The 24,580-nt window shown below is 55.6% G+C and carries 26 protein-coding genes and 1 other annotated feature; of the genes, 16 read left to right on the top strand and 10 right to left on the bottom strand.

Features of this window, described 5'->3' with window-relative positions:
- The first annotated feature begins 29 nt into the window (after positions 1-29).
- The gene (locus RY075_RS09495; RefSeq protein ID WP_023324497.1) at positions 30-263 is read left to right on the top strand and encodes a hypothetical protein; all 234 of its coding nucleotides are present in this window, start codon (positions 30-32) and stop codon (positions 261-263) included.
- A gap of 150 nt (positions 264-413) precedes the next feature.
- Here RY075_RS09495 and yniD read toward each other — a convergent pair whose 3' ends face one another.
- Positions 414-521, bottom strand: a complete 108-nt coding sequence (gene yniD, locus RY075_RS09500; protein ID WP_023324498.1) for a small membrane protein YniD — start codon at positions 519-521, stop codon at positions 414-416.
- 98 nt (positions 522-619) lie between these two features.
- Positions 620-712, bottom strand: coding sequence for a stress response membrane protein YncL (gene yncL, locus RY075_RS09505; RefSeq protein ID WP_071785204.1), 93 nt, complete (start codon positions 710-712; stop codon positions 620-622).
- A gap of 324 nt (positions 713-1,036) precedes the next feature.
- Here yncL and thrS point away from each other — a divergent pair, with 324 nt between their 5' ends.
- The 14 genes from thrS to selO all read left to right on the top strand — a co-directional run bounded on the left by thrS (position 1,037) and on the right by selO (position 13,680).
- Positions 1,037-2,965 (top strand): threonine--tRNA ligase, encoded by a 1,929-nt coding sequence (gene thrS / locus RY075_RS09510; protein ID WP_003857814.1) that lies wholly within the window; start codon positions 1,037-1,039, stop codon positions 2,963-2,965.
- A gap of 3 nt (positions 2,966-2,968) precedes the next feature.
- A complete protein-coding gene (infC, locus tag RY075_RS09515; RefSeq protein WP_023616141.1) occupies positions 2,969-3,511 on the top strand; it encodes a translation initiation factor IF-3 in 543 nt (180 codons plus the stop codon).
- Positions 3,512-3,608: 97 nt separating this feature from the next.
- Entirely contained in the window at positions 3,609-3,806 is a 198-nt protein-coding gene (gene rpmI, locus RY075_RS09520; RefSeq protein WP_001124225.1) for a 50S ribosomal protein L35, read from the top strand.
- Positions 3,807-3,856: 50 nt separating this feature from the next.
- On the top strand, positions 3,857-4,213 hold the full coding sequence (gene rplT, locus RY075_RS09525) for a 50S ribosomal protein L20 (protein WP_000124850.1): 357 nt from the start codon (positions 3,857-3,859) through the stop codon (positions 4,211-4,213).
- A 117-nt stretch (positions 4,214-4,330) separates the two neighbouring features.
- Positions 4,331-4,455 (top strand) — a sequence feature (Phe leader region).
- The gene (gene pheM, locus RY075_RS09530; RefSeq protein WP_001386830.1) at positions 4,336-4,380 is read left to right on the top strand and encodes a pheST operon leader peptide PheM; all 45 of its coding nucleotides are present in this window, start codon (positions 4,336-4,338) and stop codon (positions 4,378-4,380) included. It overlaps the preceding feature by 45 nt.
- 62 nt (positions 4,456-4,517) lie before the next feature.
- Positions 4,518-5,501: a phenylalanine--tRNA ligase subunit alpha gene (gene pheS, locus RY075_RS09535; protein WP_003857809.1), complete on the top strand. Its 984-nt coding sequence runs from the start codon at positions 4,518-4,520 to the stop codon at positions 5,499-5,501.
- 15 nt (positions 5,502-5,516) lie between these two features.
- Positions 5,517-7,904: a phenylalanine--tRNA ligase subunit beta gene (gene pheT, locus RY075_RS09540; RefSeq protein ID WP_129318548.1), complete on the top strand. Its 2,388-nt coding sequence runs from the start codon at positions 5,517-5,519 to the stop codon at positions 7,902-7,904.
- 4 nt (positions 7,905-7,908) lie between these two features.
- The gene (ihfA, locus tag RY075_RS09545; RefSeq protein ID WP_003857805.1) at positions 7,909-8,208 is read left to right on the top strand and encodes an integration host factor subunit alpha; all 300 of its coding nucleotides are present in this window, start codon (positions 7,909-7,911) and stop codon (positions 8,206-8,208) included.
- Between the two features lie 103 nt (positions 8,209-8,311).
- Positions 8,312-9,292: a vitamin B12 ABC transporter permease BtuC gene (gene btuC / locus RY075_RS09550; RefSeq protein ID WP_058656878.1), complete on the top strand. Its 981-nt coding sequence runs from the start codon at positions 8,312-8,314 to the stop codon at positions 9,290-9,292.
- Between the two features lie 33 nt (positions 9,293-9,325).
- Positions 9,326-9,877: a glutathione peroxidase gene (locus tag RY075_RS09555; protein WP_003857800.1), complete on the top strand. Its 552-nt coding sequence runs from the start codon at positions 9,326-9,328 to the stop codon at positions 9,875-9,877.
- The gene (gene btuD / locus RY075_RS09560) at positions 9,877-10,632 is read left to right on the top strand and encodes a vitamin B12 ABC transporter ATP-binding protein BtuD (protein WP_045336628.1); all 756 of its coding nucleotides are present in this window, start codon (positions 9,877-9,879) and stop codon (positions 10,630-10,632) included. Before RY075_RS09555 ends, btuD begins: the two co-directional genes overlap by 1 nt.
- A gap of 72 nt (positions 10,633-10,704) precedes the next feature.
- Positions 10,705-11,169, top strand: a complete 465-nt coding sequence (locus tag RY075_RS09565) for an NlpC/P60 family protein (RefSeq protein WP_015570730.1) — start codon at positions 10,705-10,707, stop codon at positions 11,167-11,169.
- Between the two features lie 293 nt (positions 11,170-11,462).
- Positions 11,463-12,176 carry an EAL domain-containing protein gene (locus RY075_RS09570; RefSeq protein WP_003857794.1) on the top strand — a complete coding sequence of 238 codons (714 nt, stop codon included), beginning with the start codon at positions 11,463-11,465 and terminating at the stop codon, positions 12,174-12,176.
- A gap of 61 nt (positions 12,177-12,237) precedes the next feature.
- A complete protein-coding gene (selO, locus tag RY075_RS09575; protein WP_338628491.1) occupies positions 12,238-13,680 on the top strand; it encodes a protein adenylyltransferase SelO in 1,443 nt (480 codons plus the stop codon).
- Here selO and RY075_RS09580 read toward each other — a convergent pair.
- From RY075_RS09580 to ppsR, 8 genes are all read right to left on the bottom strand, one after another.
- Complete coding sequence (locus RY075_RS09580) at positions 13,677-14,456, bottom strand: heme ABC transporter ATP-binding protein (RefSeq protein WP_023324502.1); 780 nt, start codon at positions 14,454-14,456, stop codon at positions 13,677-13,679. The genes selO and RY075_RS09580 overlap by 4 nt on opposite strands.
- On the bottom strand, positions 14,449-15,441 hold the full coding sequence (locus tag RY075_RS09585; protein WP_039268858.1) for an iron ABC transporter permease: 993 nt from the start codon (positions 15,439-15,441) through the stop codon (positions 14,449-14,451). Before RY075_RS09585 ends, RY075_RS09580 begins: the two co-directional genes overlap by 8 nt.
- Entirely contained in the window at positions 15,441-16,259 is an 819-nt protein-coding gene (locus RY075_RS09590; RefSeq protein ID WP_045895343.1) for a hemin ABC transporter substrate-binding protein, read from the bottom strand. The genes RY075_RS09585 and RY075_RS09590 overlap by 1 nt, the downstream gene beginning before the upstream one ends.
- Positions 16,256-17,284: a hematinate-forming heme oxygenase ChuS gene (gene chuS / locus RY075_RS09595; RefSeq protein WP_045895394.1), complete on the bottom strand. Its 1,029-nt coding sequence runs from the start codon at positions 17,282-17,284 to the stop codon at positions 16,256-16,258. Before chuS ends, RY075_RS09590 begins: the two co-directional genes overlap by 4 nt.
- Positions 17,285-17,319: 35 nt before the next feature.
- Positions 17,320-19,302: a TonB-dependent hemoglobin/transferrin/lactoferrin family receptor gene (locus RY075_RS09600; protein WP_045895346.1), complete on the bottom strand. Its 1,983-nt coding sequence runs from the start codon at positions 19,300-19,302 to the stop codon at positions 17,320-17,322.
- A 76-nt stretch (positions 19,303-19,378) separates the two neighbouring features.
- Positions 19,379-19,567, bottom strand: coding sequence for a hemin uptake protein HemP (hemP, locus tag RY075_RS09605; RefSeq protein ID WP_045332101.1), 189 nt, complete (start codon positions 19,565-19,567; stop codon positions 19,379-19,381).
- 211 nt (positions 19,568-19,778) lie between these two features.
- A complete protein-coding gene (gene aroH, locus RY075_RS09610; RefSeq protein ID WP_032609039.1) occupies positions 19,779-20,825 on the bottom strand; it encodes a 3-deoxy-7-phosphoheptulonate synthase AroH in 1,047 nt (348 codons plus the stop codon).
- A 150-nt stretch (positions 20,826-20,975) separates the two neighbouring features.
- The gene (gene ppsR / locus RY075_RS09615; RefSeq protein ID WP_017384644.1) at positions 20,976-21,809 is read right to left on the bottom strand and encodes a posphoenolpyruvate synthetase regulatory kinase/phosphorylase PpsR; all 834 of its coding nucleotides are present in this window, start codon (positions 21,807-21,809) and stop codon (positions 20,976-20,978) included.
- Positions 21,810-22,144: 335 nt separating this feature from the next.
- Here ppsR and ppsA point away from each other — a divergent pair, with 335 nt between their 5' ends.
- On the top strand, positions 22,145-24,523 hold the full coding sequence (ppsA, locus tag RY075_RS09620) for a phosphoenolpyruvate synthase (RefSeq protein WP_023305974.1): 2,379 nt from the start codon (positions 22,145-22,147) through the stop codon (positions 24,521-24,523).
- Positions 24,524-24,580 lie beyond the last annotated feature (57 nt).

Below are 24,580 nucleotides of genomic sequence, written 5' to 3' on the forward strand. Positions count from 1 at the left end.
ACGCATTAAATAAGTATGAGAATAAAATTATGAAAAAAATCAAAACCGCTACAGCAGCGATGGTGCTTTCCGCACTTTCATTTGGCGTATTTGCTGCTGATAATATGACGCAACCTGCCAGTGACGTTAACAACCCAATCGGGATCGCTAAAGCCTCTGATGTAGAAGCGGGCTCCAACATTGCCCCCGGCTCTCAGTCTACCGGCCAGTCAATGAATGACGCATTTGATGTACACAAGCTGGTGGCGGGTGAGTGGTCCTGATATTTCAACTGCCGCCTGTGACGCAATATATACGCTGTTACAGCCTGTCGAAAACCGGATTATGACGTACCGGTTTTTGTACCCTAAATTATCGTAAAGATAGTTAAAATTTATTCAGTAAATTAACGCCACGTTTTCGCAGACAAAATATTAGCCCCAGATCATTGCGGCCCAGCGCAGCAGCAACATCGCGCCGCAAATAGCAATTAACACCACGACCATTTTCCAGTGCTTCACGGCAAATTTTTTTGTTGGCATAACCTAATCCTTGTCAGTTGATACCCTTAGTCTACCAAAGTCTGCGCCAGAAAGCGCTCAACAAGGGAGAACAGGTTATGCCGGAACACCGGTTCGGCTTAAAACCAATGGAATCTGTCAGCCAGAATCAATACCAGGCCAGCAGCGGAAAGTAGATTTAATATCACAACGGTTCTACTCGATACGTTCATGTGATACCCCTTCGATGTTTAAGGACCAGATCAAGAATAGCTCAGCACTTACGGATTGCGAGCACCCGTCAACAAAAGTTCATTAATGCAGACAACAGGATGTGCGGTTCAAAACGGTCGCAGGAAGGTGCATTCGCCCTGTCAATAGTGTTACCATTACGTCGCCTGTCGTAAACCCGCATTATTCTGAAATCGGCCGGTGAATGATGACGAACCAATTTGACGATTGTTGGTCAGATGGTTTCGTAATCTACTGTTTAATCACGATTATTTTCTTTGTATATGCTCTTATGTGTGGGGCATCACTGCAAATAAGGATATAAAATGCCTGTAATTACTCTTCCTGATGGCAGCCAACGCCATTTCGACCACGCTGTTAGCCCAATGGATGTTGCCCTGGATATCGGTCCTGGACTTGCAAAAGCAACCATTGCAGGCCGCGTAAACGGCGAGCTGGTAGACGCGTCCGATCTGATTGAAAGCGATGCAACGCTTGCGATCATCACCGCGAAAGACGAAGAAGGTCTGGAGATCATTCGTCACTCCTGCGCGCACCTGTTAGGCCATGCTATCAAGCAGCTGTGGCCAAACACCAAAATGGCGATCGGCCCGGTTATCGACAACGGTTTCTACTACGACGTTGACCTTGACCACACCCTGACCCAGGAAGATATCGACGCGCTCGAAAAACGTATGCACGAGCTCGCCGAAACCAACTATGACGTCATTAAGAAGAAAGTCAGCTGGCACGAAGCGCGTGAAACCTTCGTGAAGCGCGGCGAGAGCTACAAAGTCTCGATTCTTGATGAAAACATCGCTCATGATGACAAGCCAGGCTTGTACCATCACCAGGAATACGTCGACATGTGCCGTGGTCCGCACGTGCCGAATATGCGCTTCTGTCATCACTTCAAACTGATGAAAATCGCAGGCGCTTACTGGCGTGGCGATAGCAACAACAAGATGTTGCAGCGTATCTATGGTACCGCGTGGGCCGATAAGAAAGCCCTGAACGCATACCTGCAACGCCTGGAAGAGGCGGCTAAGCGTGACCACCGTAAAATCGGTAAGCAGCTTGACCTGTATCATATGCAGGAAGAAGCGCCGGGGATGGTGTTCTGGCATAACGACGGCTGGACTATCTTCCGTGAACTGGAAACGTTCGTGCGCTCCAAGCTGAAAGAGTACCAGTATCAGGAAGTGAAGGGCCCGTTCATGATGGACCGTGTGCTGTGGGAAAAAACCGGCCACTGGGACAACTACAAAGATGCGATGTTCACCACTTCGTCTGAGAACCGTGAATACTGCATCAAGCCAATGAACTGCCCGGGCCACGTTCAGATCTTCAACCAGGGTCTGAAATCCTATCGCGATCTGCCGCTGCGTATGGCGGAGTTCGGTAGCTGCCACCGTAACGAGCCATCAGGTGCGCTGCACGGTCTGATGCGTGTTCGTGGCTTTACTCAGGATGATGCGCATATCTTCTGTACTGAAGATCAGGTCCGTGAAGAAGTTAACGCCTGTATTCGTATGGTCTACGATATGTACAGCACCTTTGGCTTCGAAAAGATCGTGGTCAAACTCTCAACGCGTCCGGAAAAACGTATCGGCAGCGATGAGACATGGGATCGCGCAGAGGCGGATCTCGCCGTAGCGCTGGAAGAGAACGGTATTCCGTTCGAATACCAGCTGGGCGAGGGCGCATTCTACGGTCCGAAAATTGAATTTACCCTGTATGACTGCCTCGATCGCGCATGGCAGTGCGGAACGGTACAGCTGGACTTCTCCCTGCCGCAGCGTTTAAGCGCCTCTTATGTTGGCGAAGACAACGAGCGTCAGGTGCCGGTTATGATTCACCGTGCGATTCTCGGTTCACTGGAGCGCTTCATCGGCATCCTGACCGAAGAGTTCGCAGGCTTCTTCCCAACCTGGCTTGCGCCAGTGCAGGTCGTGGTGATGAACATTACCGATTCTCAGGCGGATTACGTTAAAGAATTGACGCAGAAACTACAAAATGCGGGCATTCGCGTAAAAGCAGACTTGAGAAATGAGAAGATTGGCTTTAAAATCCGCGAGCACACTTTACGTCGTGTCCCGTATATGTTGGTCTGTGGTGATAAAGAGGTGGAAGCAGGCAAAGTTGCCGTTCGCACCCGCCGTGGTAAAGACCTGGGGAGCCTGGACGTAAGTGAAGTGATTGAGAAGCTGCAACAAGAGATTCGCAGCCGCAGTCTTCAACAACTGGAGGAATAAGGTATTAAAGGCGGAAAACGAGTTCAAACGGCACGTCCGAATCGTATCAATGGCGAGATTCGCGCCCAGGAAGTTCGCTTAACAGGTCTGGAAGGCGAGCAGCTGGGGATTGTGAGTCTGAGAGAAGCGATCGAAAAGGCTGAAGAAGCTGGAGTAGATTTAGTTGAAATCAGCCCTAACGCCGAACCGCCAGTTTGTCGTATCATGGACTACGGCAAGTTCCTTTATGAAAAGAGTAAGTCTTCTAAGGAACAGAAGAAGAAGCAAAAAGTTATCCAGGTTAAGGAAATCAAATTCCGTCCTGGTACCGACGATGGCGATTATCAGGTAAAACTCCGCAGCCTGATTCGCTTTCTGGAAGATGGCGATAAGGCCAAGATCACGCTGCGTTTCCGCGGTCGTGAGATGGCCCACCAACAGATTGGTATGGAAGTGCTTAACCGCGTCCGTGACGATCTGAGTGAACTGGCAGTAGTCGAATCCTTCCCTACGAAGATCGAAGGCCGCCAGATGATCATGGTGCTCGCTCCTAAGAAGAAACAGTAAGGCCTTCAAGCAGCAAAATCTGTGGAGCCTTCGGGTTTCATAGGTTTTGTTCGCCTATGTTTCGTTTATTTAACAATGCGAAGTGGAAGTTATTAAAATGCCAAAAATTAAGACCGTACGCGGTGCTGCTAAGCGCTTCAAAAAAACCGGTAAAGGTGGTTTTAAGCACAAGCACGCTAACCTGCGTCACATTCTGACTAAGAAAGCTACCAAGCGTAAACGTCACCTGCGTCCAAAAGCCATGGTTTCTAAAGGCGATCTGGGCCTGGTCATCGCGTGCCTGCCGTACGCATAAGTCGTTAACGTTTAACTTTTTTAACTTAGAATAGATACAGGAGAGCACACATGGCTCGCGTAAAACGTGGTGTAATTGCACGTGCACGTCACAAGAAAATTTTGAAACAAGCTAAAGGCTACTACGGTGCGCGTTCACGCGTATACCGCGTTGCCTTCCAGGCTGTTATCAAAGCAGGTCAGTACGCTTACCGTGACCGTCGTCAGCGTAAGCGTCAGTTCCGTCAACTGTGGATTGCGCGTATCAACGCAGCAGCACGTCAGAACGGTATTTCTTACAGCAAATTCATCAACGGCCTGAAAAAAGCCTCTGTTGAAATCGACCGTAAGATCCTGGCTGACATCGCAGTATTCGACAAAGTAGCGTTCACCGCTCTGGTCGAAAAAGCGAAAGCAGCACTGGCATAAGCCAGTTGAGAGAGGGGGCTTTGCCTCCTCTTTTCATTTAACACCATCAGAAGATTGACATTTATCCGTGCAGGCTTTTCAATAAGGTCTTAACGGTTTTTACCCTACAAGGTAACGCAAGCATGAATGCTGCTATTTTCCGCTTCTTCTTTTACTTTAGCACCTGACTTCAGGAGGCTAGCGCGTGAAAGATGAAACGAAAAACAGCGCCAGATAAGCCTCCCGATGGAGGCTTTTTTTGTGCCTGAAGTTAAGAGAATACGTCCAACAATTCGGTGTCTGCACCGACATAATGAGGAAAACCATGTCACATCTCGCAGAGCTGGTTGCCAGTGCAACGGCCGCCATTAACCAGGCCTCAGATGTTGCCGCGTTAGACAATGTCCGCGTCGAATATCTGGGCAAGAAAGGGCATTTGACCCTTCAGATGACTACCCTGCGTGAACTGCCAGCAGAGGAGCGCCCGGCAGCCGGTGCAGTGATTAACGAAGCCAAAGAGCAGGTACAGCAGGCGCTGAACGCGCGTAAAGCCGAGCTGGAAAGCGCAGTACTGAATGCGCGTCTGGCGGCAGAAACGATTGACGTTTCTCTGCCGGGTCGTCGTATTGAAAACGGCGGTCTGCATCCGGTTACCCGTACTATCGATCGTATTGAAAGTTTCTTCGGTGAGCTCGGCTTTACCGTGGCGACTGGCCCGGAAATTGAAGATGATTACCACAACTTCGATGCCCTCAACATTCCTGGCCATCATCCGGCACGTGCTGACCACGACACTTTCTGGTTTGACGCTACCCGTCTGCTGCGTACCCAGACTTCCGGCGTTCAGATCCGTACCATGAAGGAACAGGAACCGCCTATCCGCATCATCGCGCCGGGCCGCGTCTATCGTAACGACTACGATCAGACCCACACCCCAATGTTCCACCAGATGGAAGGTCTGATTGTTGATAAAAACATCAGCTTCACCAACCTGAAAGGCACGCTGCACGATTTCCTGAACAACTTTTTTGAGGAAGATTTGCAGGTTCGCTTCCGTCCGTCCTACTTCCCGTTCACCGAACCGTCTGCGGAAGTTGACGTGATGGGTAAAAACGGTAAATGGCTGGAAGTGCTGGGCTGCGGCATGGTGCATCCAAACGTGCTGCGCAACGTGGGTATCGATCCAGAAGTGTATTCCGGCTTTGCGTTCGGTATGGGCATGGAGCGTCTGACCATGCTGCGCTACGGCGTAACCGATTTACGTGCGTTCTTCGAAAACGATCTGCGTTTCCTCAAACAGTTTAAATAAGGGCAGGACAGAACAATGAAATTCAGTGAACTGTGGTTACGCGAATGGGTGAACACCACGCTGGACAGCGACGCGCTTTCCAACCAGATCACCATGGCGGGTCTGGAAGTTGACGGTGTAGAGCCGGTTTCTGGCGCCTTCACCGGCGTGGTCGTGGGCGAAGTGGTTGAATGCGGTCAGCACCCTAACGCTGACAAACTGCGCGTAACAAAAGTCAATGTGGGCGGTGATCGTCTGCTGGATATCGTCTGCGGTGCGCCAAACTGCCGTCAGGGCCTGAAAGTGGCCGTGGCGACCGTCGGTGCGGTACTGCCGGGCGATTTCAAAATCAAAGCGGCTAAGCTGCGCGGTGAGCCGTCTGAAGGTATGCTGTGCTCCTTCTCCGAACTGGGTATTTCCGACGATCACTCCGGCATTATTGAACTGCCGCAGGATGCGCCAGTCGGTACCGATATCCGCGAATACCTGAAGCTTGATGACAACACCATCGAAATCAGCGTAACGCCAAACCGTGCCGACTGCTTAGGCATCATCGGTGTGGCCCGCGACGTGGCCGTGCTAAACCAGACCGAACTGAACGTGCCGGAGATCGCGCCGGTTGAGGCAACCATCAGTGACGTGCTGCCGATTCAGGTAGACGCGCCTGAGGCCTGCCCACGCTACCTCGGTCGTGTGGTGAAAGGTATTAACGTTAAAGCGCCAACCCCGCTGTGGATGAAAGAGAAACTGCGTCGCTGCGGTATCCGTTCTATCGACGCCGTGGTTGACGTCACCAACTATGTTCTGCTGGAGCTGGGCCAGCCAATGCACGCCTTTGATAAAGATCGTATCGAAGGTGGGATCGTCGTGCGCATGGCGAAAGAGGGCGAAACCCTGGTTCTGCTGGACGGCAGCGAAGCGAAACTGAACGCCGACACCCTGGTGATTGCCGATCACAACAAAGCGCTGGCGATGGGCGGTATCTTCGGCGGCGAGCACTCTGGCGTTAACGACGAGACGCAAAACGTCCTGCTGGAATGCGCGTTCTTCAGCCCGCTCTCCATCACCGGCCGCGCACGCCGTCACGGTCTGCACACTGATGCTTCTCATCGCTACGAGCGTGGCGTGGATCCTGCGCTGCAATACAAAGCGATGGAGCGTGCAACTCGCCTGCTGATCGATATCTGCGGCGGTGAAGCGGGTCCGGTAATTGATGTGACCAACGAAGCGACACTGCCGAAGCGTGCGACCATTACCCTGCGCCGCAGCAAGCTGGGTCGCCTGATTGGTCACCACGTTGCCGATGCGCAGGTGACCGACATTTTGACGCGTCTGGGCTGCGAAGTCACTGAAGGTCAGGACGAGTGGAAAGCCGTTGCGCCATCCTGGCGTTTCGACATGGAGATCGAAGAAGATCTGGTGGAAGAAGTGGCCCGCGTTTACGGCTACAACAACATCCCTGACGAGCCGGTGCAGGCGGGTCTGGTGATGGGCAGCCATCGCGAGGCCGATCTGTCTCTGAAGCGTGTGAAAACCATGCTGAACGACAAAGGCTACCAGGAAGTGATCACCTACAGCTTCGTTGATCCTAAGCTGCAACAGCTGATCCACCCGGGTCAGGAAGCGCTGATCCTGCCAAGTCCGATTTCCAGCGAGATGTCAGCGATGCGTCTGTCCCTGTGGACGGGACTGCTGGGCACTATCGTTTATAACCAGAACCGTCAGCAAAACCGCGTGCGTATTTTCGAAAGCGGTTTGCGCTTTGTACCGGATACTCAGGCGAATTTAGGCATCCGTCAGGATCTCATGCTGGCCGGCGCCATCAGCGGTAACCGCTATGAAGAGCATTGGGACCTGGCAAAAGGGACAGTTGATTTCTACGATATGAAGGGCGATCTGGAAGCAATTCTCGATCTGACCGGTAAATTATCCGAAATTGAATTCCGCGCAGAAGCGATTCCAGCCCTGCATCCGGGTCAGAGTGCGGCGATCTATTTAGACGGCAAACGTGTTGGTTTCATTGGGGTTGTTCACCCGGAACTGGAACGTAAGCTGGATCTGAATGGCCGTACCATCGTATTCGAACTGGAGTGGAACCCGGTTGCAGACCGCGTCATTCCTCAGGCGCAGGACGTCTCACGCTTCCCGGCAAACCGCCGTGATATCGCGGTTGTGGTCGCTGAAAATGTGCCCGCAGCAGATATTTTGGCCGAATGTAAGAAAGTTGGCGTAAATCAGGTAGTTGGCGTAAACTTATTTGACGTGTACCGCGGCAAGGGCGTAGCAGAAGGTTTCAAGAGCCTCGCTATTAGCCTTATCCTTCAGGATACCAGCCGTACACTCGAAGAAGAGGAGATTGCCGCTACCGTCGCCAAATGTGTAGAGGCATTAAAAGAGCGATTCCAGGCATCATTGAGGGATTGAACCTATGGCGCTTACAAAAGCTGAAATGTCAGAATATCTGTTTGATAAGCTTGGGCTTAGCAAACGGGATGCCAAAGAGCTGGTAGAGCTGTTTTTCGAAGAGATCCGTCGTGCTCTGGAAAATGGTGAGCAGGTTAAACTCTCCGGCTTTGGCAATTTTGATTTGCGAGACAAAAACCAACGTCCGGGCCGTAACCCGAAGACGGGGGAAGATATTCCCATTACAGCCCGCCGCGTGGTGACCTTCAGACCCGGACAGAAGTTAAAAAGCCGTGTCGAAAACGCAACGCCCAAAGCAGAGTAATATGAACTAACTAAAAAGGCCGCTCACGCGGCCTTTTTTCTTTGCGCTATTTGCTAAACCCGCCGTAAAATCAATGATATCTCAACCGGATAACCTATCGTCTATGCTTGATCTTGCCCGTCTTCAGCACCGCTCCGATCTCCGCCGCCTGTGTCTGCTCGGGGTGCTGTTGATTGTCGCCACCACCGTCAGCCTGTGCGCGGGCGATCGGTGGCTGGGGCCGGAAAGCTGGTTTACGCCTGAAGGGCAGCTCTTTGTCTGGCAGATCCGCCTGCCGCGGACGCTGGCTGTCCTTTTGGTCGGCGCTGCGCTGGCGCTGTGCGGTACGATCATGCAGGCATTATTTGAAAACCCTCTGGCGGAACCCGGGCTTCTCGGGGTCTCGAATGGTGCAGGCGTCGGGCTTATCGCCGCCGTGATGTTGGGGGGAGGCGAGCTCTCCGGCTGGGGGATTAGCCTCAGCGCCATCCTTGGCGCGCTGTTGATAACCCTTATCCTTCTGCGCTTTGCTCGTCGCCATTTATCCACCAGCCGGCTGCTACTTGCCGGGGTAGCGTTGGGGATCATCTGTAGTGCGCTGATGACCTGGGCCGTCTACTTTTCTACCTCCTTCGATCTGCGCCAGTTAATGTACTGGATGATGGGGGGATTTGGGGGTGTTGACTGGCGTCAGGGGTGGCTGATGGTGCTCCTGATCCCGGTTATCCTGTGGATGGTGTTCCAGGCGCAGCCGCTGAATATTCTCGCGCTGGGCGAAACGTCTGCTCGCCAGCTCGGGATGCCGATTGGATTCTGGCGCAACGTGCTGGTTATCGCCATCGGCTGGATGGTGGGCGTAAGCGTGGCGCTTGCGGGGGCGATTGGCTTTATTGGGCTGGTGATCCCGCATATGCTGCGTCTGTGCGGCATTACGGACCACCGAACCCTGCTCCCGGCCTCGGCGGTTGCCGGGGCGGCAACGCTGCTGGTTGCCGATATCATCGCCCGACTCGCCCTGACGGCCGCTGAGTTGCCCATAGGCGTGGTGACCGCAACGCTGGGCGCGCCGGTCTTTATCTGGCTACTATTAAAAGCTGGACGTTAAAACACAACCTGTAAGTCAACCTGAGGGAATGCTATGCAGTCTGATATTCTGAATACCGAAGTGACGACCATTGACGGCGAGAAAACCACGCTGGTAGGCTACAAGGGCAAGGTGCTGCTCATCGTGAACGTGGCGTCAAAATGTGGCCTTACGCCGCAGTATGAACAGCTGGAAAACATTCATAAAGCCTGGGAAAAAGACGGCTTTACCGTACTCGGCTTCCCGTGCAACCAGTTCCTGGGCCAGGAGCCGGGCAGCGAAGAGGAAATTAAGACCTTTTGCAGCACAACCTATGGCGTGACGTTCCCGATGTTCAGCAAAATTGACGTGAACGGGGAAAATCGTCATCCGCTGTATGCCAAACTGGTGGCCGCGGCGCCGACCGCCGTTGCGCCTGAAGAGAGTGGTTTCTATGAGCGTATGGCGAGTAAAGGCCGCGCGCCGCTCTATCCGGACGATATTCTGTGGAACTTCGAAAAATTCCTGATTGGACGTGACGGTCAGGTCGTGCAGCGTTTTTCGCCTGACATGACGCCGGAAGATCCTATCGTGATGGAATCAATCAAGCTGGCGCTGGCGAAATAATGACGCTGCTGATGCAGCTCACGGACGTTGCCGGGAAGGGACGTCTTGAGCCTGTGACTGCCGCAGTCAACGCAGGTGAAATCCTTCACCTGGTTGGGCCAAACGGCGCCGGAAAAAGCACGCTGCTGGCGCGTATGGCGGGGCTGACCACCGGGGAAGGAGAGATAACCTTTCTCGGGCAATCGCTCGTCGACTGGCTACCCGCTACACTTGCCTCCCGTCGAGGCTACCTGGTTCAGCAGCAGGTTCCGCCCTTTGCGATGCCCGTCTGGCACTACCTGACGCTGCATCTGTCTGATAAAAATCAGGTGGGCTTGCTCAACGAGGTTGCTGCGGCGCTCGGGTTAGACGATAAGCTCACCCGGCAGGCAAATCAGCTTTCCGGCGGCGAGTGGCAGCGCGTGCGTCTGGCCGCCGTTATCCTTCAGATCCATCCGGCGGGAAATCCTCACGGGCGGATGCTGCTGCTGGACGAGCCGATGAGCGGGCTGGACGTTGCCCAACAGGCAGCGCTGGATACCCTGCTCAGCGCGCTATGTCGCAAGGGGATCGCCATTGTGATGAGCAGCCATGATTTAAACCATACGTTGCGCCACGCGCATCGGGTGTGGTTGCTGGCGCGTGGCAAACTGATTGCCAGCGGAACGCGCGACAACGTGCTGACGGCCGCCAATCTTGCGAGCGCTTACCACATGTCGTTCCGGAGGCTGGATATTGAAGGCCACAAGATGCTCATTTCCACGGCGCAGGAATAACCTTTCTTGCACAGTCGCATAGATGCACGCTAAATTACCGAAAGAACAAAAAAAGCAGAGGATTCGTCTGAAATGCGATTCTGGTTTCTCCTTGTTGCGGCGCTATTTCTTGCAGGATGCAGCAGCCATCGTGCACCTCCGCCCAACCCACGGCTTTCCGATTCCATTACGGTCATTGCCAGCCTGAACGATCAGCTCAGCAACTGGCGCGGCACCCCTTATCGCTACGGCGGCATGAGCCGGGGCGGGGTGGATTGCTCAGGATTCGTGCTGATGACCTTCCGCGATAAATTTGACCTCCAGCTTCCGCGAGAAACGCGTATGCAGGCGAAAATCGGCACTGAAATTGATAAGGACGAACTCCTGCCCGGCGATCTGGTCTTTTTTAAAACGGGCTCCGGTGAAAGCGGCCTTCATGTCGGCATTTATGACACCGATAATCAGTTCATTCATGCCTCGACCAGCCGTGGCGTGATGCGCTCCTCTCTGGATAATGTTTACTGGCGTAAAAACTTCTGGCAGGCCAGACGTATTTAACCGCTGCATAAAAATGCAGTGCGGAGGGCCTGGCGGTGAAAATAGACGTCAGGCTTTTCTTGCGGGTTGATTAAAGTTAAATTTTTTGCCCAATTATTTATGTCCGCATGTGCCTGTTTTATCTAAAACTGGCTATTATTCAATAACCAGGATAAAATTAATTAAGATTCAGGGAAAAATCTGAAAATTAATACGGAAAGAATGAAATTAACCTTATTAAAATCAAGACAGTGGAATTGTGCCTGCAATTGCTCCAGGATGTTCTCTCTCATCTTTAATGCAGGACAAGCGCGATGATTATTACGCTAGATAATGCTTACCAGTCTGAACTTTTACTCCTTCCGGCGCGTGATAGTGCAGGTTTGCTTAAAGGTTTAGAGATTTTGGTTAACTTTACTGGCGTGGGTGCGGACGTACGGATCCCGACTGAACTGGTTATCCCACATCTTTCTCAGGAAGATGAATTAGCGCTGTTTCAGGAGAAACTACAATTACTCGATACCTGTAAGCTATTTTTTATTCAGCATCAGTTAATTGCATGGATCAATATTACACCTGCAATTGTTGAGTTTTTATTAACTAATGAGAACGCTGTTTCAATCCTTGAACGATATCCGTTTCTTGAGTTTACTGTTAATGAGAACTATCCAGGTTTAAATAACGGGAAAGACGATCCCTGTCTGGCAAGAATGGCGATCCATTTCCCCCTAGTGCTGGCTAACTTCGGTGCAGGGGCTGCGTCCCTTAAGCCGGTTTATGATGGTCTGTTCAAACGGGTGGTTCTGGATAAAAACTTTATCCAGCAGCGTGTCTCGGCACTCTCGTTTGAGCCTTTTATGCGCGCTATTCTCTGGCAGATCGCGCCGCACTGTCAGTCGGTCATGGTCTCGGGAATTGACGATCACGGCATCTTACAACGCGTGCTGCCATTCAATTTTGGTGCAATGCAGGGAAGCCTGTGGCCTGCCGTCCCGGCAGAGCGGGTCACGACTCTCGTACAGCAATAACCCCTTTCTTCGCCCGTGTTTACGTCCAGGGAAACCCTCTACACTTAAAGCAGGAGGACTTATGACCCTGTCTTTTACTGCTCACTGGCACGATGAATTACCCGGCTTTTACACCGCGCTTAAGCCAACGCCTTTACAAAACGCGCGTATTATCTGGCATAACGATGCATTAGCGGATTCGCTTGGCATCCCTTCGACGCTTTTTCAGCCAGAAAAAGGCGCCGGCGTCTGGGGCGGCGAAACGCTGCTTCCGGGCATGAAGCCGCTGGCTCAGGTCTACAGCGGACATCAGTTTGGCGTCTGGGCGGGACAGCTCGGCGATGGCCGCGGTATCCTGCTGGGTGAACAAGTTCTGCCGAATGGCGAAACGCTCGACTGGCACCTGAAAGGGGCAGGGCTAACCCCATACTCACGCATGGGAGATGGCCGCGCGGTGCTGCGTTCAACCATACGTGAAGGTCTGGCTTCCGAGGCGATGCACGCTCTGGGGATCCCTACCTCACGTGCGCTGTCCATTGTCACCAGCGACACGCCGGTGGCCCGCGAAACGATGGAGCATGGAGCGATGCTGGTCCGCGTGGCGGAAAGCCATCTGCGTTTCGGTCATTTTGAACACTTCTACTATCGCCGCGAGCCGGATAAAGTCCGCCAGCTTGCCGATTACGCTCTTCGTCGTCACTGGCCGCACCTGCAAAACGAGCCGGACCGCTATGTTCTCTGGTTCCGTGATATTGTTGCGCGCACCGCCGCAATGATTGCCCGCTGGCAGGCCGTCGGCTTTGCCCATGGGGTGATGAACACCGACAACATGTCCCTGTTAGGGCTGACGTTTGACTACGGTCCGTACGGCTTCCTTGATGACTATCAGCCGGGTTACATCTGTAACCATTCGGACTATCAGGGGCGTTACCGTTTCGACAACCAGCCTGCGGTGGGGCTGTGGAACCTTCAGCGGCTTGCACAAAGCCTGTCGCCGTTTATCGACGTCGATGCCCTGAACGATGCGCTGGACAGCTATCAGGAGGTCCTGCTGCGGGAATACGGTGTGTTAATGCGCACCAGGCTGGGGCTGATGACGCAGGAAAAAGGCGATAACGCGCTGCTGAATGGGCTGTTTGCCATCATGGCGCGTGAAGGCAGCGACTATACCCGAACCTTCCGTATGCTGAGTCAGACAGCGCAGCAGAGCGCCGCGTCACAGCTGCGCGACGAGTTCTTCGATCGACAGGCGTTTGATGACTGGTTTGCCGCTTACCGGGCGCGTTTACAGCAGGAACAAATTGATGACGATACCCGCCAGGCGCGGATGAAGGCGGTTAACCCGGCGATGGTATTGCGCAACTGGCTGGCGCAGCGGGCCATTGAGCAGGCAGAGCAGGGGGACTATACCGAGCTGCATCGGCTACATATCGCCCTGCGCACGCCGTTTGCCGACCGGGAGGATGACTATGTCAGCCGCCCGCCGGACTGGGGCAAGCGGCTGGAAGTGAGCTGCTCAAGCTAAGGGGCGAGAAAAACCTGCGGCGCGGCGTGCGCCGGATGTCTGCCGACGTGCACCTGCGCACCGTACCAGCGTGCCAGCGCGTCGGCCTGCAAAACCGTCTCCGGTATGCCCTGAGAAACAATCCTGCCGTTGTGTAACAGTAGGATCCGGTCCGACCATAATGCGGCAAGATTGAGATCGTGCAGCACCACGCAGGCGTGAAGATGGCCCTGACGGGTCAGCGATTTCAACAGGCGCAGCAGATGCTGCTGGTGGTAGAGATCCAGAGCGGAAGTGGGTTCGTCGAGAAACAGCCAGCCGCGCGGCGTTCCGTCACGCCACAGCTGCGCCAGCGCGCGGGCGAGCTGGACGCGCTGCTGCTCGCCCCCCGAGAGGGCATGATAGCGCCTGCCGGCCAGCGGCAGGCAACCGGTCAGCTGCAACACCTCACGCACAATTGACGGTTCCGGGTGACGCGTCCAGGGCGCACGCCCCATTCCAACGATCTCCTCCACCTGCCAGTCAAATCCAGGCTGAGATTGCTGGCGCATCACCGCCCGATAGCGCGACAGCACCTGCGGATGCCATTCATCCAGCGCTTTTCCCGCCAGCGAACAGCCTCCGCTGTCGGGTTTCAGATAGCCGGTCAGCAGCCGCAGCAGCGTGGATTTCCCTGCGCCGTTGGGGCCGATCAATGTAACCAGCTCTCCCTGCGACAGTGACAGCGAAACGTTATCTGTCAGCGTGCGGCCAGACCGGGTAAAAGTCAGATTTTCAGCCGTATAACGTTCAGCCATGCTGTTCTCCACGACGAAAAATGAGCCATAAGAACCAGGGAGCGCCAAGGATACTGGTGAGCAGGCCGACCGGCATTTCTGCCGGGGCGACCAGGGTGCGCGCGACCGTATCCGCCACCAGCAGCAGTAACGCGCCCGCGAGTACCGTGCCGGGGAGGGTTGCCCGGTGATCGGCGCCCAACCACATGCGCATCAGGTGCGGCACCACGAGTCCGACAAAGCCAATCACGCCGCTGACGGCGACAGCCGCAGCGACCAGCAGGGCGCTGCATAACAGTAATATTCGCTGTACAAGGGCTACGTCCACGCCAAGGTAATGCGCTTCCTCTTCACCCAGTTGCAGTAAATTTAACGCACTGGCACAGCGCCAGATCGCCAGAGCGGCAGGCACCATCAGCGAGGTCACGGCGAGCAGCGTGGACCACTGCGCCTGACCAAGACTTCCCATTCCCCAGAGTGAAAGCTGACGCAGCTGGGCGTCATTGCTGACCCACGAAAGCACACCCACTGCCGCACCGCACAGGGCATTGATGGCGATACCCACCAGCAACAGACGTGACAGAGAGGTGTCATGCTGCTTGCTGAGCAGGAAGATCACGCCTGTGGCTGCCAGCGCCCCAAGAAATGCCGCCAGCATAGGGGCGTAGAGCATCACCAGCGCGGGCAGCGCGAGCGGGAGCACCACCCACAGGGCGACGGCCAGCGCCGCACCGCTGCTGATCCCGAGCAGGCCCGGGTCGGCAAGCGGATTGCGGAACAGCCCCTGCATGACGCAGCCGGCGAGCGCCAGCGACCCGCCAATCACCAGCGCCAGCAGCACGCGGGGCAGACGGATGGTGAGCCAGATCTGGCGTAGCGTCTCATCGCTGCCGCTCCAGAGCACGTTCACCGGCAGGCGTAACGCCCCAAAACCGGTAGCCATGATCGTCATGACGGTAAGCGACCCCGCCAGAAGCCATAACGATAATGTGATGCGCCGGGACATCAGGGCAGTTGCTCCGCTCTGGCACGCAGCTGTTGTATGGCTTTCGGCGTGCGGACGCTGAAGCCCAGCAGGGCCATGTCATCAATAGCCAGCACCTGCTTGCTTCGTCCCGCTGGCGTTTGCGCCAGACCGGGCAGTTTCCACAGATTTTCTTCGCCGCCCAGCGCGTTAAGGCCCTCCTGCGAAATCACCACCAGATCCGGCTGGCTGGCCATCACCCCCTCCTGGGAAAGCGGCTGATAGCGGGTAAAGCCCTGCATGGCGTTCTGCAACCCGGCGGCGCGTATTGCCGCATCCGCACCGGTCTGTTGCCCGGCCGCCATTGCGGTCATTCCGCCGTGGCTGAGGATAAACAGCACCCGCTTGTTGAGCGGTGTTGAGGGCAGTGCCGCCAGCGCCTGACGCAGCGAGTTGCGCAGGGTTTCCCCTTGCGCCTCATGATGCGTCGCCTGAGCTATCACCCGTACTTTTTCGTCAATCGCGCGCAGGTCAGGCGTGCCGGGAACGGTAACCACCCGGACGTGGCTCTGTTCAACCTGCTTCAGCGCCAGAGAGGGCTGCGCCTGGTCGCTTGCCAGCACCAGCGTCGGGCGTACGGACAAAATCCCCTCCGCATTCAGCTGGCGAAGATACCCCACGTCAGACAGCGCGTTTGTCGCCTGCGGCCACTGGCTGGTACTGTCGCGCGCAACCAGAGAAGACTCCGCGCCGAGGGCGTAGACGATCTCCGTCACGTCGCCGCCGAGGGCGACAATTCTCTCCGGCGCGGCGACGGCGACCAGCGGCAGGGCGCAGAGCAGGGCAAACCAGTTTTTCATGCGGCCAGCCCTTCTGGCGTCAGGGCGTCAATCTGGCGACGCCACTGGCTCTGCTCAGGCTCGCCTTCGGTACGCTGCCCATAGAGCTGGGCGATCTGAGTGCCATCCGCAGCAAACAGCTCCAGGCTGGTAACGTGTCCGTCCGCCGTAGGTTTACGCGTTACCCACGTCTCGGCGATAGTCTCCTCCAGCAGATGCAGGGTAAAGGTTGGGTTGAAGATGTTCAGCCAGCCTTTCATGGGCGTCAGTTTTTCCACCACACCGGTGAAAATCTGCACGCAGCCGCGGTTGCCGACGAAGATCATGATTTCGTTTCTGTCCTGTCGCGCCGTCTCCAGCAGCTGTGCCAGCGCGCTGTTATCCACCTTACAGGCCAGATCGTCACTCACCAGACGAAACGCCTGCTGGCGGCTCAGGTTATGGCGCTTCAGTAAGCTAAAGAACTGATGCACGTCGGTCATGGCGCGCCACTCTTTCTCCACCGAGCCTGCATCAGCACCGTCGGAATGCGCAGGGGCCTCGACAGCCTTTAGCGCCAGAGCGGGGTTATCGGCAATGATAAATCGGGTCAGCACGTCGCCCCAGGCGGCAACGTCGGTGTGATCCGTGGTGTAGACCTTCAGTAAAGCGTCGCCCTGATGATCGAAGAACTGAATGCTCTGACGTTCGCCGCGGGAGGTCGTTTCACTTATGTGAAACGCGCTCGCCCACTGGTTGAGGAACAAACGCAGATCCAGCGCACGCGGATTTAGCACCAGCCCGGCGTGGCCGCCGAGGTGCTGGTTAGTAAACGCTCCGATCTGTTCATGAACGGCGTATTCGTTACGGCAGATGCATTTGGTTTCCCCCACCGACTCCAGCGCCGCCAGAATCTCACGGATTTCACCGCGCAGCCGCCAGGCGTCGTGTCCAACACGCGCAAATGCCAGCTCTGCTTCGCTGATGTGCATTAATCCGGCGATATCACGGGCGTACTTACCCGGATGTTCTTCTTTAAGCTCAAGCCAGCGTGTGTAGTGACCCATAATCTTATCCTTCTGAATCGTTGCCCCGAAGGGAATTACCATTGATAACTGACGAAGATCTTGCCGTTGCGGCCATCCTGCGGGATGCCCTGCGGTGACCAGTAGGCTTTGTCGAAGGCGTTCCCCAGCACGAGGGTGGTGGTGATGCCTTTGAACTGCTGCTGACCTTTATAGCTGACGTAGAAATCATTCACTGCGTAGCCAGGCTGCTCGCTGTAGCTGCTGCTGATGTGCGTTGAACGTTCGACGAAGGTGCCGATCCAGCCCACGGAGAATCCGCTTTGCGCCACCGGGATATCCAGCTTGCTGGTGACGGTGTCCGGGTTGATGCTGGAGATGTATTCGCCCGTGTCGGTATCTTTCCCGCGCGTGCGGTTGTAGGCCACGTCCAGGTTGAACAGGCTGGTCGCGTAGGTTGCCATCATGTCCCAGCCCCAGATTTTGGCATTTGGTACGTTATAGGACATGGTGGTGGCCGCCGCAAAATCGACGGTAGTGGAGATGTAATCTTTCGCTTTGGTGTCGAAGTAGCTGGCTTTGAACTCCAGCGCGTCGTTGGCGAGCAGCAGATCGTCAAAACGTAGCCCAAAACCGAACTCCTGGGTTTCGTTAGTTTCCGGACGCAGGTTCGGGTTCGGCACCCAGTAGTTGGTGTAGAAGCTGCCGATAGAGAAGTGCTTCGAGTCGTTATACATCTCGCCCATCGTTGGCGCGCGGAAGGCCTGGGCGTAAGAGCCGAACAGCATCAGCCAGTCGGCTGGACTCACGGTTAACCCGGCGCGTGATGACCACTTATCCGCATCCACGTCATCGTAACCGCTGCTGCTGCCGCGGTAGTTGTCGTAACGCGTCCCGCCGAGAAGCGTTACCGGCAGGTCGCGCAGGGTAATCTCATCCTGCAACCAGCCGGAGCTGAAGTCGATTTTAGCGTCCGGGAAGCCGGTGGTCGCGCCGCCAGGGTGTTGCTCCTGACGATAGTATTCCCCGCCGTAGGTCAGCAGGTGCGAGGCGAAGGAGTCGCTGAACAGGCGGGTGCGGTTTTCGACTTTTCCGCCTTTGGTGGTCTGCTTACGGAACTCGCCGCTGGCGTCGATGTTCTGGGCGTTGATCCTCGCTTCGGACCAGTAAATTTTCGCATCGGCGTTCAGCCAGTTGTTTCCGGCTGGCGCAATGCGGTAGCCAAGCTGGGCATCGCGCTGAATGGTGGAACGATCGGTCATCGGGTTACTGCTGCTGGCATTCGTGGTCTGCGGATTTTTCGGCTCCTGCGCGTCGTTGTTGTAGTAGCGCAGGGAGCCGCTCAGCGTCTGAGCCGGATCAATTTTCCAGCTGCCTTTCGCCAGCATATTGTTGATGGATTCGTCGTTTGGCGCCCTCGCGCCGTCACTCTGGCGAATGTCGCCGCGATCGCGGCTGGACCATGAGACCAGGCCGTCCAGGGTATCGGTGCGGCCATAGGCGCTGGCGCCCATCCCGATGCTGTGATCGCCCGTTGCACCGGTAGCAAATACGCGATAGCCGCTGTTTTTACCTGCATCCAATAGATCGCTGGCGTCGACGGTGTCATACGAAATTACGCCGCCCAGCGCGCCGCTGCCGTACAGCAAGGCGGAAGGGCCACGTACCACTTCGATACGTTTGATCAGTGCCGGATCGAGGAACGTGCTGTTCAGGTGTCCGGTATCGGTGCCCTGGCGCACGCCATCCACCAGCACCAGCACGCCACGGCGGTCATAGCCACGGAGGTTAACGTCCTGACCGTTGGTGCGCCCGGTGCCGTCCAGCGTCAGACCGGGCACCTTGCGCAGCAGGTCGGCAGCGGAGCTGGCGGTCTGGTTTTCCGGCGCGGTGGCGTCAATCACGCTCACCATCATGGGGGCTTCAAAGGCGCTGCGGGCATTGCCGGTGGCGGTGACGGTGATCTCGTCTGCGGCAGCAAACGTAACGCCCGGCAGGGTGCTGACAATCGCCAGCGCCAGAAGAGACGGGCGTAAAGACGCGGATTGCAGGTGTGGCATAGCAACTCTCCATAAGAATTGAAAAGCGCTGGCTGCCTGGGGATCACCTGGGTGGCTGGCGAATGTGTTGTCTGGTTTATTTAGTCAGGATCAGTTTTCCGGCATTGGTCTGGCGCAGCAGGTAGTGCTGGCCGTCATGCTCGATAATGACCCGTCCCTCCTCACCCAACAGGCTTTTACTGTCGATTCGGCGATCGGTGGGAGCAGGGGACGGCGCTGTGTGTGTTTTTGAAGGCGTTGCCGCGCTGTTATCGGTCGGTGACATAATGTTTATAAATAACAATCAATGTAACAATGATAATCATTATCAATAAACTGCAAATTCACAGCAAGCGTTTTTGTGAAAATTGTGTGACGGGATCAAATTTGGGGGAGAGATGCGGTCTGACGCCCTCACCCCGACCCTCTCCCACGGGGAGAGGGAGAAGGGCACGAATCGTAGGCCGGGTAAGGCAAAGCCGCCACCCGGCAAGGGGTTAGAAGCGCGAATCTACCGCAGACGCCAGCATCTCCAGCAGCCGTTCGCTGTCTTCCCAGCTCAGGCACGGGTCGGTGATTGACTGGCCGTAGACCATTTGCTGTCCGGCAACGATCTTCTGCGTGCCTTCTTTGATAAAGCTCTCCGCCATAATTCCTGCAATGGCGGTCGAGCCGCTGCGGATCTGCTGGCAAACTTCCTCGCAGACGTCCAGCTGGCGGCGGTGCTGTTTCTGACAATTGCCGTGGCTGAAATCCACCACCAGATGCTCGGGCAGGTCAAATTCCGCCAGCGTTTCGCAAGCGGCGGCAATATCTTCTGCATGGTAATTCGGTTTTTTACCGCCACGCATAATGATATGTCCGAACGGGTTGCCGCTGGTCTGGTAGATGGTCATCTGGCCATTTTTATCCGGGGAGAGGAACATATGGCTGGCGCGTGACGCGCGGATGGCATCTACGGCAATTCGGGTATTGCCGTCCGTTCCGTTTTTGAAGCCCACCGGACAGGAGAGCGCCGACGCCATTTCACGGTGGATCTGACTTTCGGTGGTACGCGCGCCAATCGCGCCCCAGCTTATGAGGTCGGCAATAAACTGTCCGGTCACCATATCCAGAAATTCGGTGGCAGTCGGCACGCCCAGCTCGTTAACCTGTAACAGCAGCTTGCGCGCCAGCGCAATACCGTGATTCACCCGGTAGCTACCGTTCAGATCCGGATCGGAAATCAATCCTTTCCAGCCCACGACGGTACGCGGCTTTTCAAAGTAGGTACGCATCACGATCTCCAGGCGATCCTGATACCTGCCGCGCAGCGTCTGAAGGCGTTGTGCATAATCCATTGCCGCGTCCAGGTCGTGGATGGAGCAGGGGCCAATCACCACCAGAAGACGTTTGTCTTCACCATTGAGAATTTTTTCGATGCGGCGACGGGAGGCCGTCACATGGTCCGCCACCTCGGCGGAAACGGGATGCAGCCGGGCCAGTTCAGCCGGTGTGACCAGGCTATCAATGCGCGCGGTGCGCAGTTCGTCGGTTTTGTTCATGGAATGTCTCAGAAATTTTTTGCTTCATCGGCAGACTACCGGGAAGTGATGGGCATCACCTTAAACCAATCCCTGCTGATTTCAAGTTCGGGGCACGTCGCCCCGAGGATGGCATGATAATAACTGAAACTGGATTAATGTACTAGCATATTAGTACATGCGGCGATTTAGCCCCATGATATCGAGGATCTTGGTGGCAATTTCTTCTACTGAATAGTTGGTACTGTTCAGCCAGGGAATTTGATTTTTCCGGTACAGCGCTTCGACTTCAGAGACTTCCATTCGGCACTGGCGCATCGAGGCGTAGCGGCTGTTCTCGCGACGTTCTTCGCGGATCGCCGCCAGTCGTTCCGGGTTGATGGTCAGCCCAAATAGCTTGTGCTGGAGCGGCTTGAGCGCGGCGGGCAGCACCAGGTTATCCATATCATCGGCAATAAAGGGGTAGTTGGCGGCGCGAATGCCAAACTGCATTGCCAGGTATAGGCTGGTGGGAGTTTTACCGCAGCGCGACACGCCGAGCAAAATCACCTGCGCCTGGTCGAGATTGCGCAGCGAGATCCCGTCGTCGTGCGCCAGGGTGTAGTCAATAGCGGCAATACGCGCATCGTATTTGGTCAGGTTACCGGGGTTCAGCCCGTGGGTACGGTGGGCGATCGGCGTCGGATCGAGCTTCAGCTCGCTTTGCAAGGGGGCAACCAGCGCCTGCACGATGTCCTGACAGAAGCCCTCGCTTTGCAGAATGATATTGCGGATCTCAGGGATCACAATGGAATAGAACACCAGCGGACGAACGCCGGTCTGCTGGTAAATAGCGTCGATCTGGTCCTTGACGGCTTTGGCCCGGCTCTCATTTTCCACGAACGGCAGCGTGATGCTGTTTATCGATACCGGAAACTGCGACATCACCGCGTGTCCCAGCACCTCGGCGGTAATCGCCGTCCCATCAGAAATATAAAAAACGTGGCGATCGACAGCATTATCCATTTTATCCACCCTGAATAGCGTACGTAATTGCCTGAAAGCATAAATTAAAAAAGTTAATTTCACAGCAAAGAACTTATCTGAATTTAAAATGAAATGGTGTTTTTGATTTTCCTGAAAAGTGGATTTCATTTTCCGAATAGCGGCTTTATTTCTATGGTTTTTGCCGGAATCTATAGGAATCATCGGGTTAGCGAATGCCGGGAAACTGTCCGAAAAGTTGAAAATTTAAATTGCTTACACGATTCACCGTTTTTTTAGCGGAAATAAATATGCCAGTATAAATACGTAGTCAGGTGTTTCTTACTCCGATCAAATATCACAAAAGGATTGTTTCGATGTCCAACAATGGCTCGTCACCGCTGGTGCTTTGGTATAACCAACTCGGCATGAATGATGTAGACAGAGTTGGGGGCAAAAATGCCTCCCTGGGTGAAATGATTACAAATCTGTCCGGTATGGGTGTCTCCGTACCTAACGGGTTTGCCACAACCGCCGATGCGTTTAACCTGTTTTTAGACCAGAGCGGTGTAAACCAGCGCATTTACGACCTGCTGGATAAAACGGATATTGATGATGTCACCGAGCTTGCCAAAGCCGGCGCGCAAATCCGCCAGTGGATTATCGACACACCTTTCCAGCCGGAACTGGAAAAAGCCATCCATGACGCCTACAACCAGCTCTCCGCTGACGACGCGCAGGCCTCCTTTGCCGTGCGCTCTTCCGCTACCGCAGAAGATATGCCGGATGCCTCTTTCGCCGGGCAGCAGGAAACCTTCCTCAACGTCCAGGGTTACGAGGCGGTACTGGTGGCGGTGAAGCATGTGTTTGCTTCCCTGTTCAACGACCGCGCCATCTCCTATCGCGTCCATCAGGGCTATGACCACCGCGGCGTCGCGCTCTCCGCAGGCGTACAGCGCATGGTGCGCTCCGACGTGGGCTCTTCCGGCGTGATGTTCTCTATCGACACTGAATCCGGCTTCGACCAGGTGGTGTTTATCACCTCCGCATGGGGTCTGGGCGAGATGGTGGTGCAGGGGGCGGTGAACCCTGACGAATTCTATGTGCACAAGCCTACGCTGGCGGCTAACCGTCCGGCAGTGGTACGCCGCACCATGGGCTCGAAAAAAATCCGCATGATCTATGCCCCGACGCAAGAACATGGCAAGCAGGTCACCATTGAAGATGTGCCGCAGGAGCAGCGGGATCGCTTCTCCCTGACCGACGCCGAAGTGGAAGAGCTGGCGAAGCAGGCGGTGCAGATTGAAAAACACTATGGCCGTCCGATGGACATCGAGTGGGCCAAAGACGGACACACCGGCAAGCTGTTTATCGTGCAGGCGCGTCCGGAAACCGTCCGTTCACGCGGTCAGGTCATGGAGCGCTACACCCTGCACGCGCAGGGCAAAATTGTCGCGGAAGGACGCGCAATCGGCCACCGCATCGGTGCCGGTCCGGTGAAAGTGATCCACGACATTAGCGAGATGAACCGCATTCAGCCCGGCGACGTGCTGGTGACCGACATGACCGACCCGGACTGGGAACCGATCATGAAGAAAGCGGCTGCCATCGTCACGAACCGCGGCGGCCGTACCTGTCACGCGGCAATCATTGCCCGTGAGCTGGGGATCCCGGCGGTAGTCGGCTGCGGTGACGCGACCGAACGCATGAAGGACGACCAGAACGTGACGGTCTCCTGTGCCGAAGGCGATACCGGTTACGTGTATGCTGATATCCTCGACTTCAGCGTGAAAAGCTCCAGCGTGGATACCATGCCGGATCTGCCGCTGAAGATCATGATGAACGTCGGCAACCCGGACCGCGCGTTTGACTTCGCCTGCCTGCCGAACGAAGGCGTGGGCCTGGCGCGTCTGGAATTTATCATTAACCGTATGATCGGGGTGCACCCGCGTGCGCTGCTGGAGTTCGACGACCAGGACGCAAAACTGCAAAACGAAATCCGCGAGATGATGAAGGGTTACGACTCGCCGAGAGAGTTCTATGTTGGTCGTCTGACGGAAGGGATCGCCACGCTCGGCGCGGCCTTCTACCCGAAACGCGTGATCGTGCGTCTGTCGGACTTTAAGTCCAATGAATACGCCAACCTGGTGGGCGGCGAACGCTACGAGCCGGAAGAAGAGAACCCGATGCTGGGCTTCCGCGGCGCCGGACGCTACGTGTCGGAAAGCTTCCGCGACTGCTTCGCGCTGGAGTGCGAGGCGGTAAAACGCGTGCGCAACGACATGGGGCTGACCAACGTGGAAATCATGATCCCGTTCGTCCGTACCGTGGATCAGGCGAAGGCAGTGGTAGATGAGCTGGCGCGTCAGGGGCTGAAGCGCGGCGAGAACGGGCTGAAGATCATCATGATGTGTGAAATTCCGTCCAACGCCCTGCTGGCAGAGCAGTTCCTGGAGCACTTCGACGGCTTCTCCATTGGCTCGAATGACATGACGCAGCTGGCGCTCGGCCTGGACCGCGACTCCGGCGTTGTCTCTGAGCTGTTCGATGAGCGTAACGAGGCGGTGAAAGCGCTGCTCTCCATGGCCATCCGCGCGGCGAAGAAACAGGGTAAATATGTCGGGATTTGCGGCCAGGGTCCTTCTGACCATGAAGACTTTGCGGCCTGGCTGATGGACGAGGGAATTGATAGCCTCTCCCTGAACCCGGACACCGTGGTGCAGACCTGGCTGAGCCTGGCAGAGCTGAACAAGTAAAACCTGCATAATCTGAAAAAGGCGAGGATATCTGTCCTCGCCTTTTTTATTTTCCTG

Origin of the sequence: Enterobacter sp. JJBC, assembly GCF_036936505.1 — a bacterium.
Classification (GTDB): domain Bacteria; phylum Pseudomonadota; class Gammaproteobacteria; order Enterobacterales; family Enterobacteriaceae; genus Enterobacter; species Enterobacter hormaechei_C.

Excerpts from the sequence above, each read along its gene's own strand:
- RY075_RS09495 (WP_023324497.1), top strand. The coding sequence starts at position 30 with ATGAAAAAAATCAAAACCGCTACAGCAGCGATGGTGCTTTCCGCACTT.
- yniD (WP_023324498.1), bottom strand. The coding sequence starts at position 521 with ATGCCAACAAAAAAATTTGCCGTGAAGCACTGGAAAATGGTCGTGGTG.
- yncL (WP_071785204.1), bottom strand. The coding sequence starts at position 712 with ATGAACGTATCGAGTAGAACCGTTGTGATATTAAATCTACTTTCCGCT.
- thrS (WP_003857814.1), top strand. The coding sequence starts at position 1,037 with ATGCCTGTAATTACTCTTCCTGATGGCAGCCAACGCCATTTCGACCAC.
- rpmI (WP_001124225.1), top strand. The coding sequence starts at position 3,609 with ATGCCAAAAATTAAGACCGTACGCGGTGCTGCTAAGCGCTTCAAAAAA.
- rplT (WP_000124850.1), top strand. The coding sequence starts at position 3,857 with ATGGCTCGCGTAAAACGTGGTGTAATTGCACGTGCACGTCACAAGAAA.
- pheS (WP_003857809.1), top strand. The coding sequence starts at position 4,518 with ATGTCACATCTCGCAGAGCTGGTTGCCAGTGCAACGGCCGCCATTAAC.
- pheT (WP_129318548.1), top strand. The coding sequence starts at position 5,517 with ATGAAATTCAGTGAACTGTGGTTACGCGAATGGGTGAACACCACGCTG.
- ihfA (WP_003857805.1), top strand. The coding sequence starts at position 7,909 with ATGGCGCTTACAAAAGCTGAAATGTCAGAATATCTGTTTGATAAGCTT.
- btuC (WP_058656878.1), top strand. The coding sequence starts at position 8,312 with ATGCTTGATCTTGCCCGTCTTCAGCACCGCTCCGATCTCCGCCGCCTG.
- RY075_RS09555 (WP_003857800.1), top strand. The coding sequence starts at position 9,326 with ATGCAGTCTGATATTCTGAATACCGAAGTGACGACCATTGACGGCGAG.
- btuD (WP_045336628.1), top strand. The coding sequence starts at position 9,877 with ATGACGCTGCTGATGCAGCTCACGGACGTTGCCGGGAAGGGACGTCTT.
- RY075_RS09565 (WP_015570730.1), top strand. The coding sequence starts at position 10,705 with ATGCGATTCTGGTTTCTCCTTGTTGCGGCGCTATTTCTTGCAGGATGC.
- RY075_RS09570 (WP_003857794.1), top strand. The coding sequence starts at position 11,463 with ATGATTATTACGCTAGATAATGCTTACCAGTCTGAACTTTTACTCCTT.
- selO (WP_338628491.1), top strand. The coding sequence starts at position 12,238 with ATGACCCTGTCTTTTACTGCTCACTGGCACGATGAATTACCCGGCTTT.
- RY075_RS09580 (WP_023324502.1), bottom strand. The coding sequence starts at position 14,456 with ATGGCTGAACGTTATACGGCTGAAAATCTGACTTTTACCCGGTCTGGC.
- RY075_RS09585 (WP_039268858.1), bottom strand. The coding sequence starts at position 15,441 with ATGTCCCGGCGCATCACATTATCGTTATGGCTTCTGGCGGGGTCGCTT.
- RY075_RS09590 (WP_045895343.1), bottom strand. The coding sequence starts at position 16,259 with ATGAAAAACTGGTTTGCCCTGCTCTGCGCCCTGCCGCTGGTCGCCGTC.
- chuS (WP_045895394.1), bottom strand. The coding sequence starts at position 17,284 with ATGGGTCACTACACACGCTGGCTTGAGCTTAAAGAAGAACATCCGGGT.
- RY075_RS09600 (WP_045895346.1), bottom strand. The coding sequence starts at position 19,302 with ATGCCACACCTGCAATCCGCGTCTTTACGCCCGTCTCTTCTGGCGCTG.
- hemP (WP_045332101.1), bottom strand. The coding sequence starts at position 19,567 with ATGTCACCGACCGATAACAGCGCGGCAACGCCTTCAAAAACACACACA.
- aroH (WP_032609039.1), bottom strand. The coding sequence starts at position 20,825 with ATGAACAAAACCGACGAACTGCGCACCGCGCGCATTGATAGCCTGGTC.
- ppsR (WP_017384644.1), bottom strand. The coding sequence starts at position 21,809 with ATGGATAATGCTGTCGATCGCCACGTTTTTTATATTTCTGATGGGACG.
- ppsA (WP_023305974.1), top strand. The coding sequence starts at position 22,145 with ATGTCCAACAATGGCTCGTCACCGCTGGTGCTTTGGTATAACCAACTC.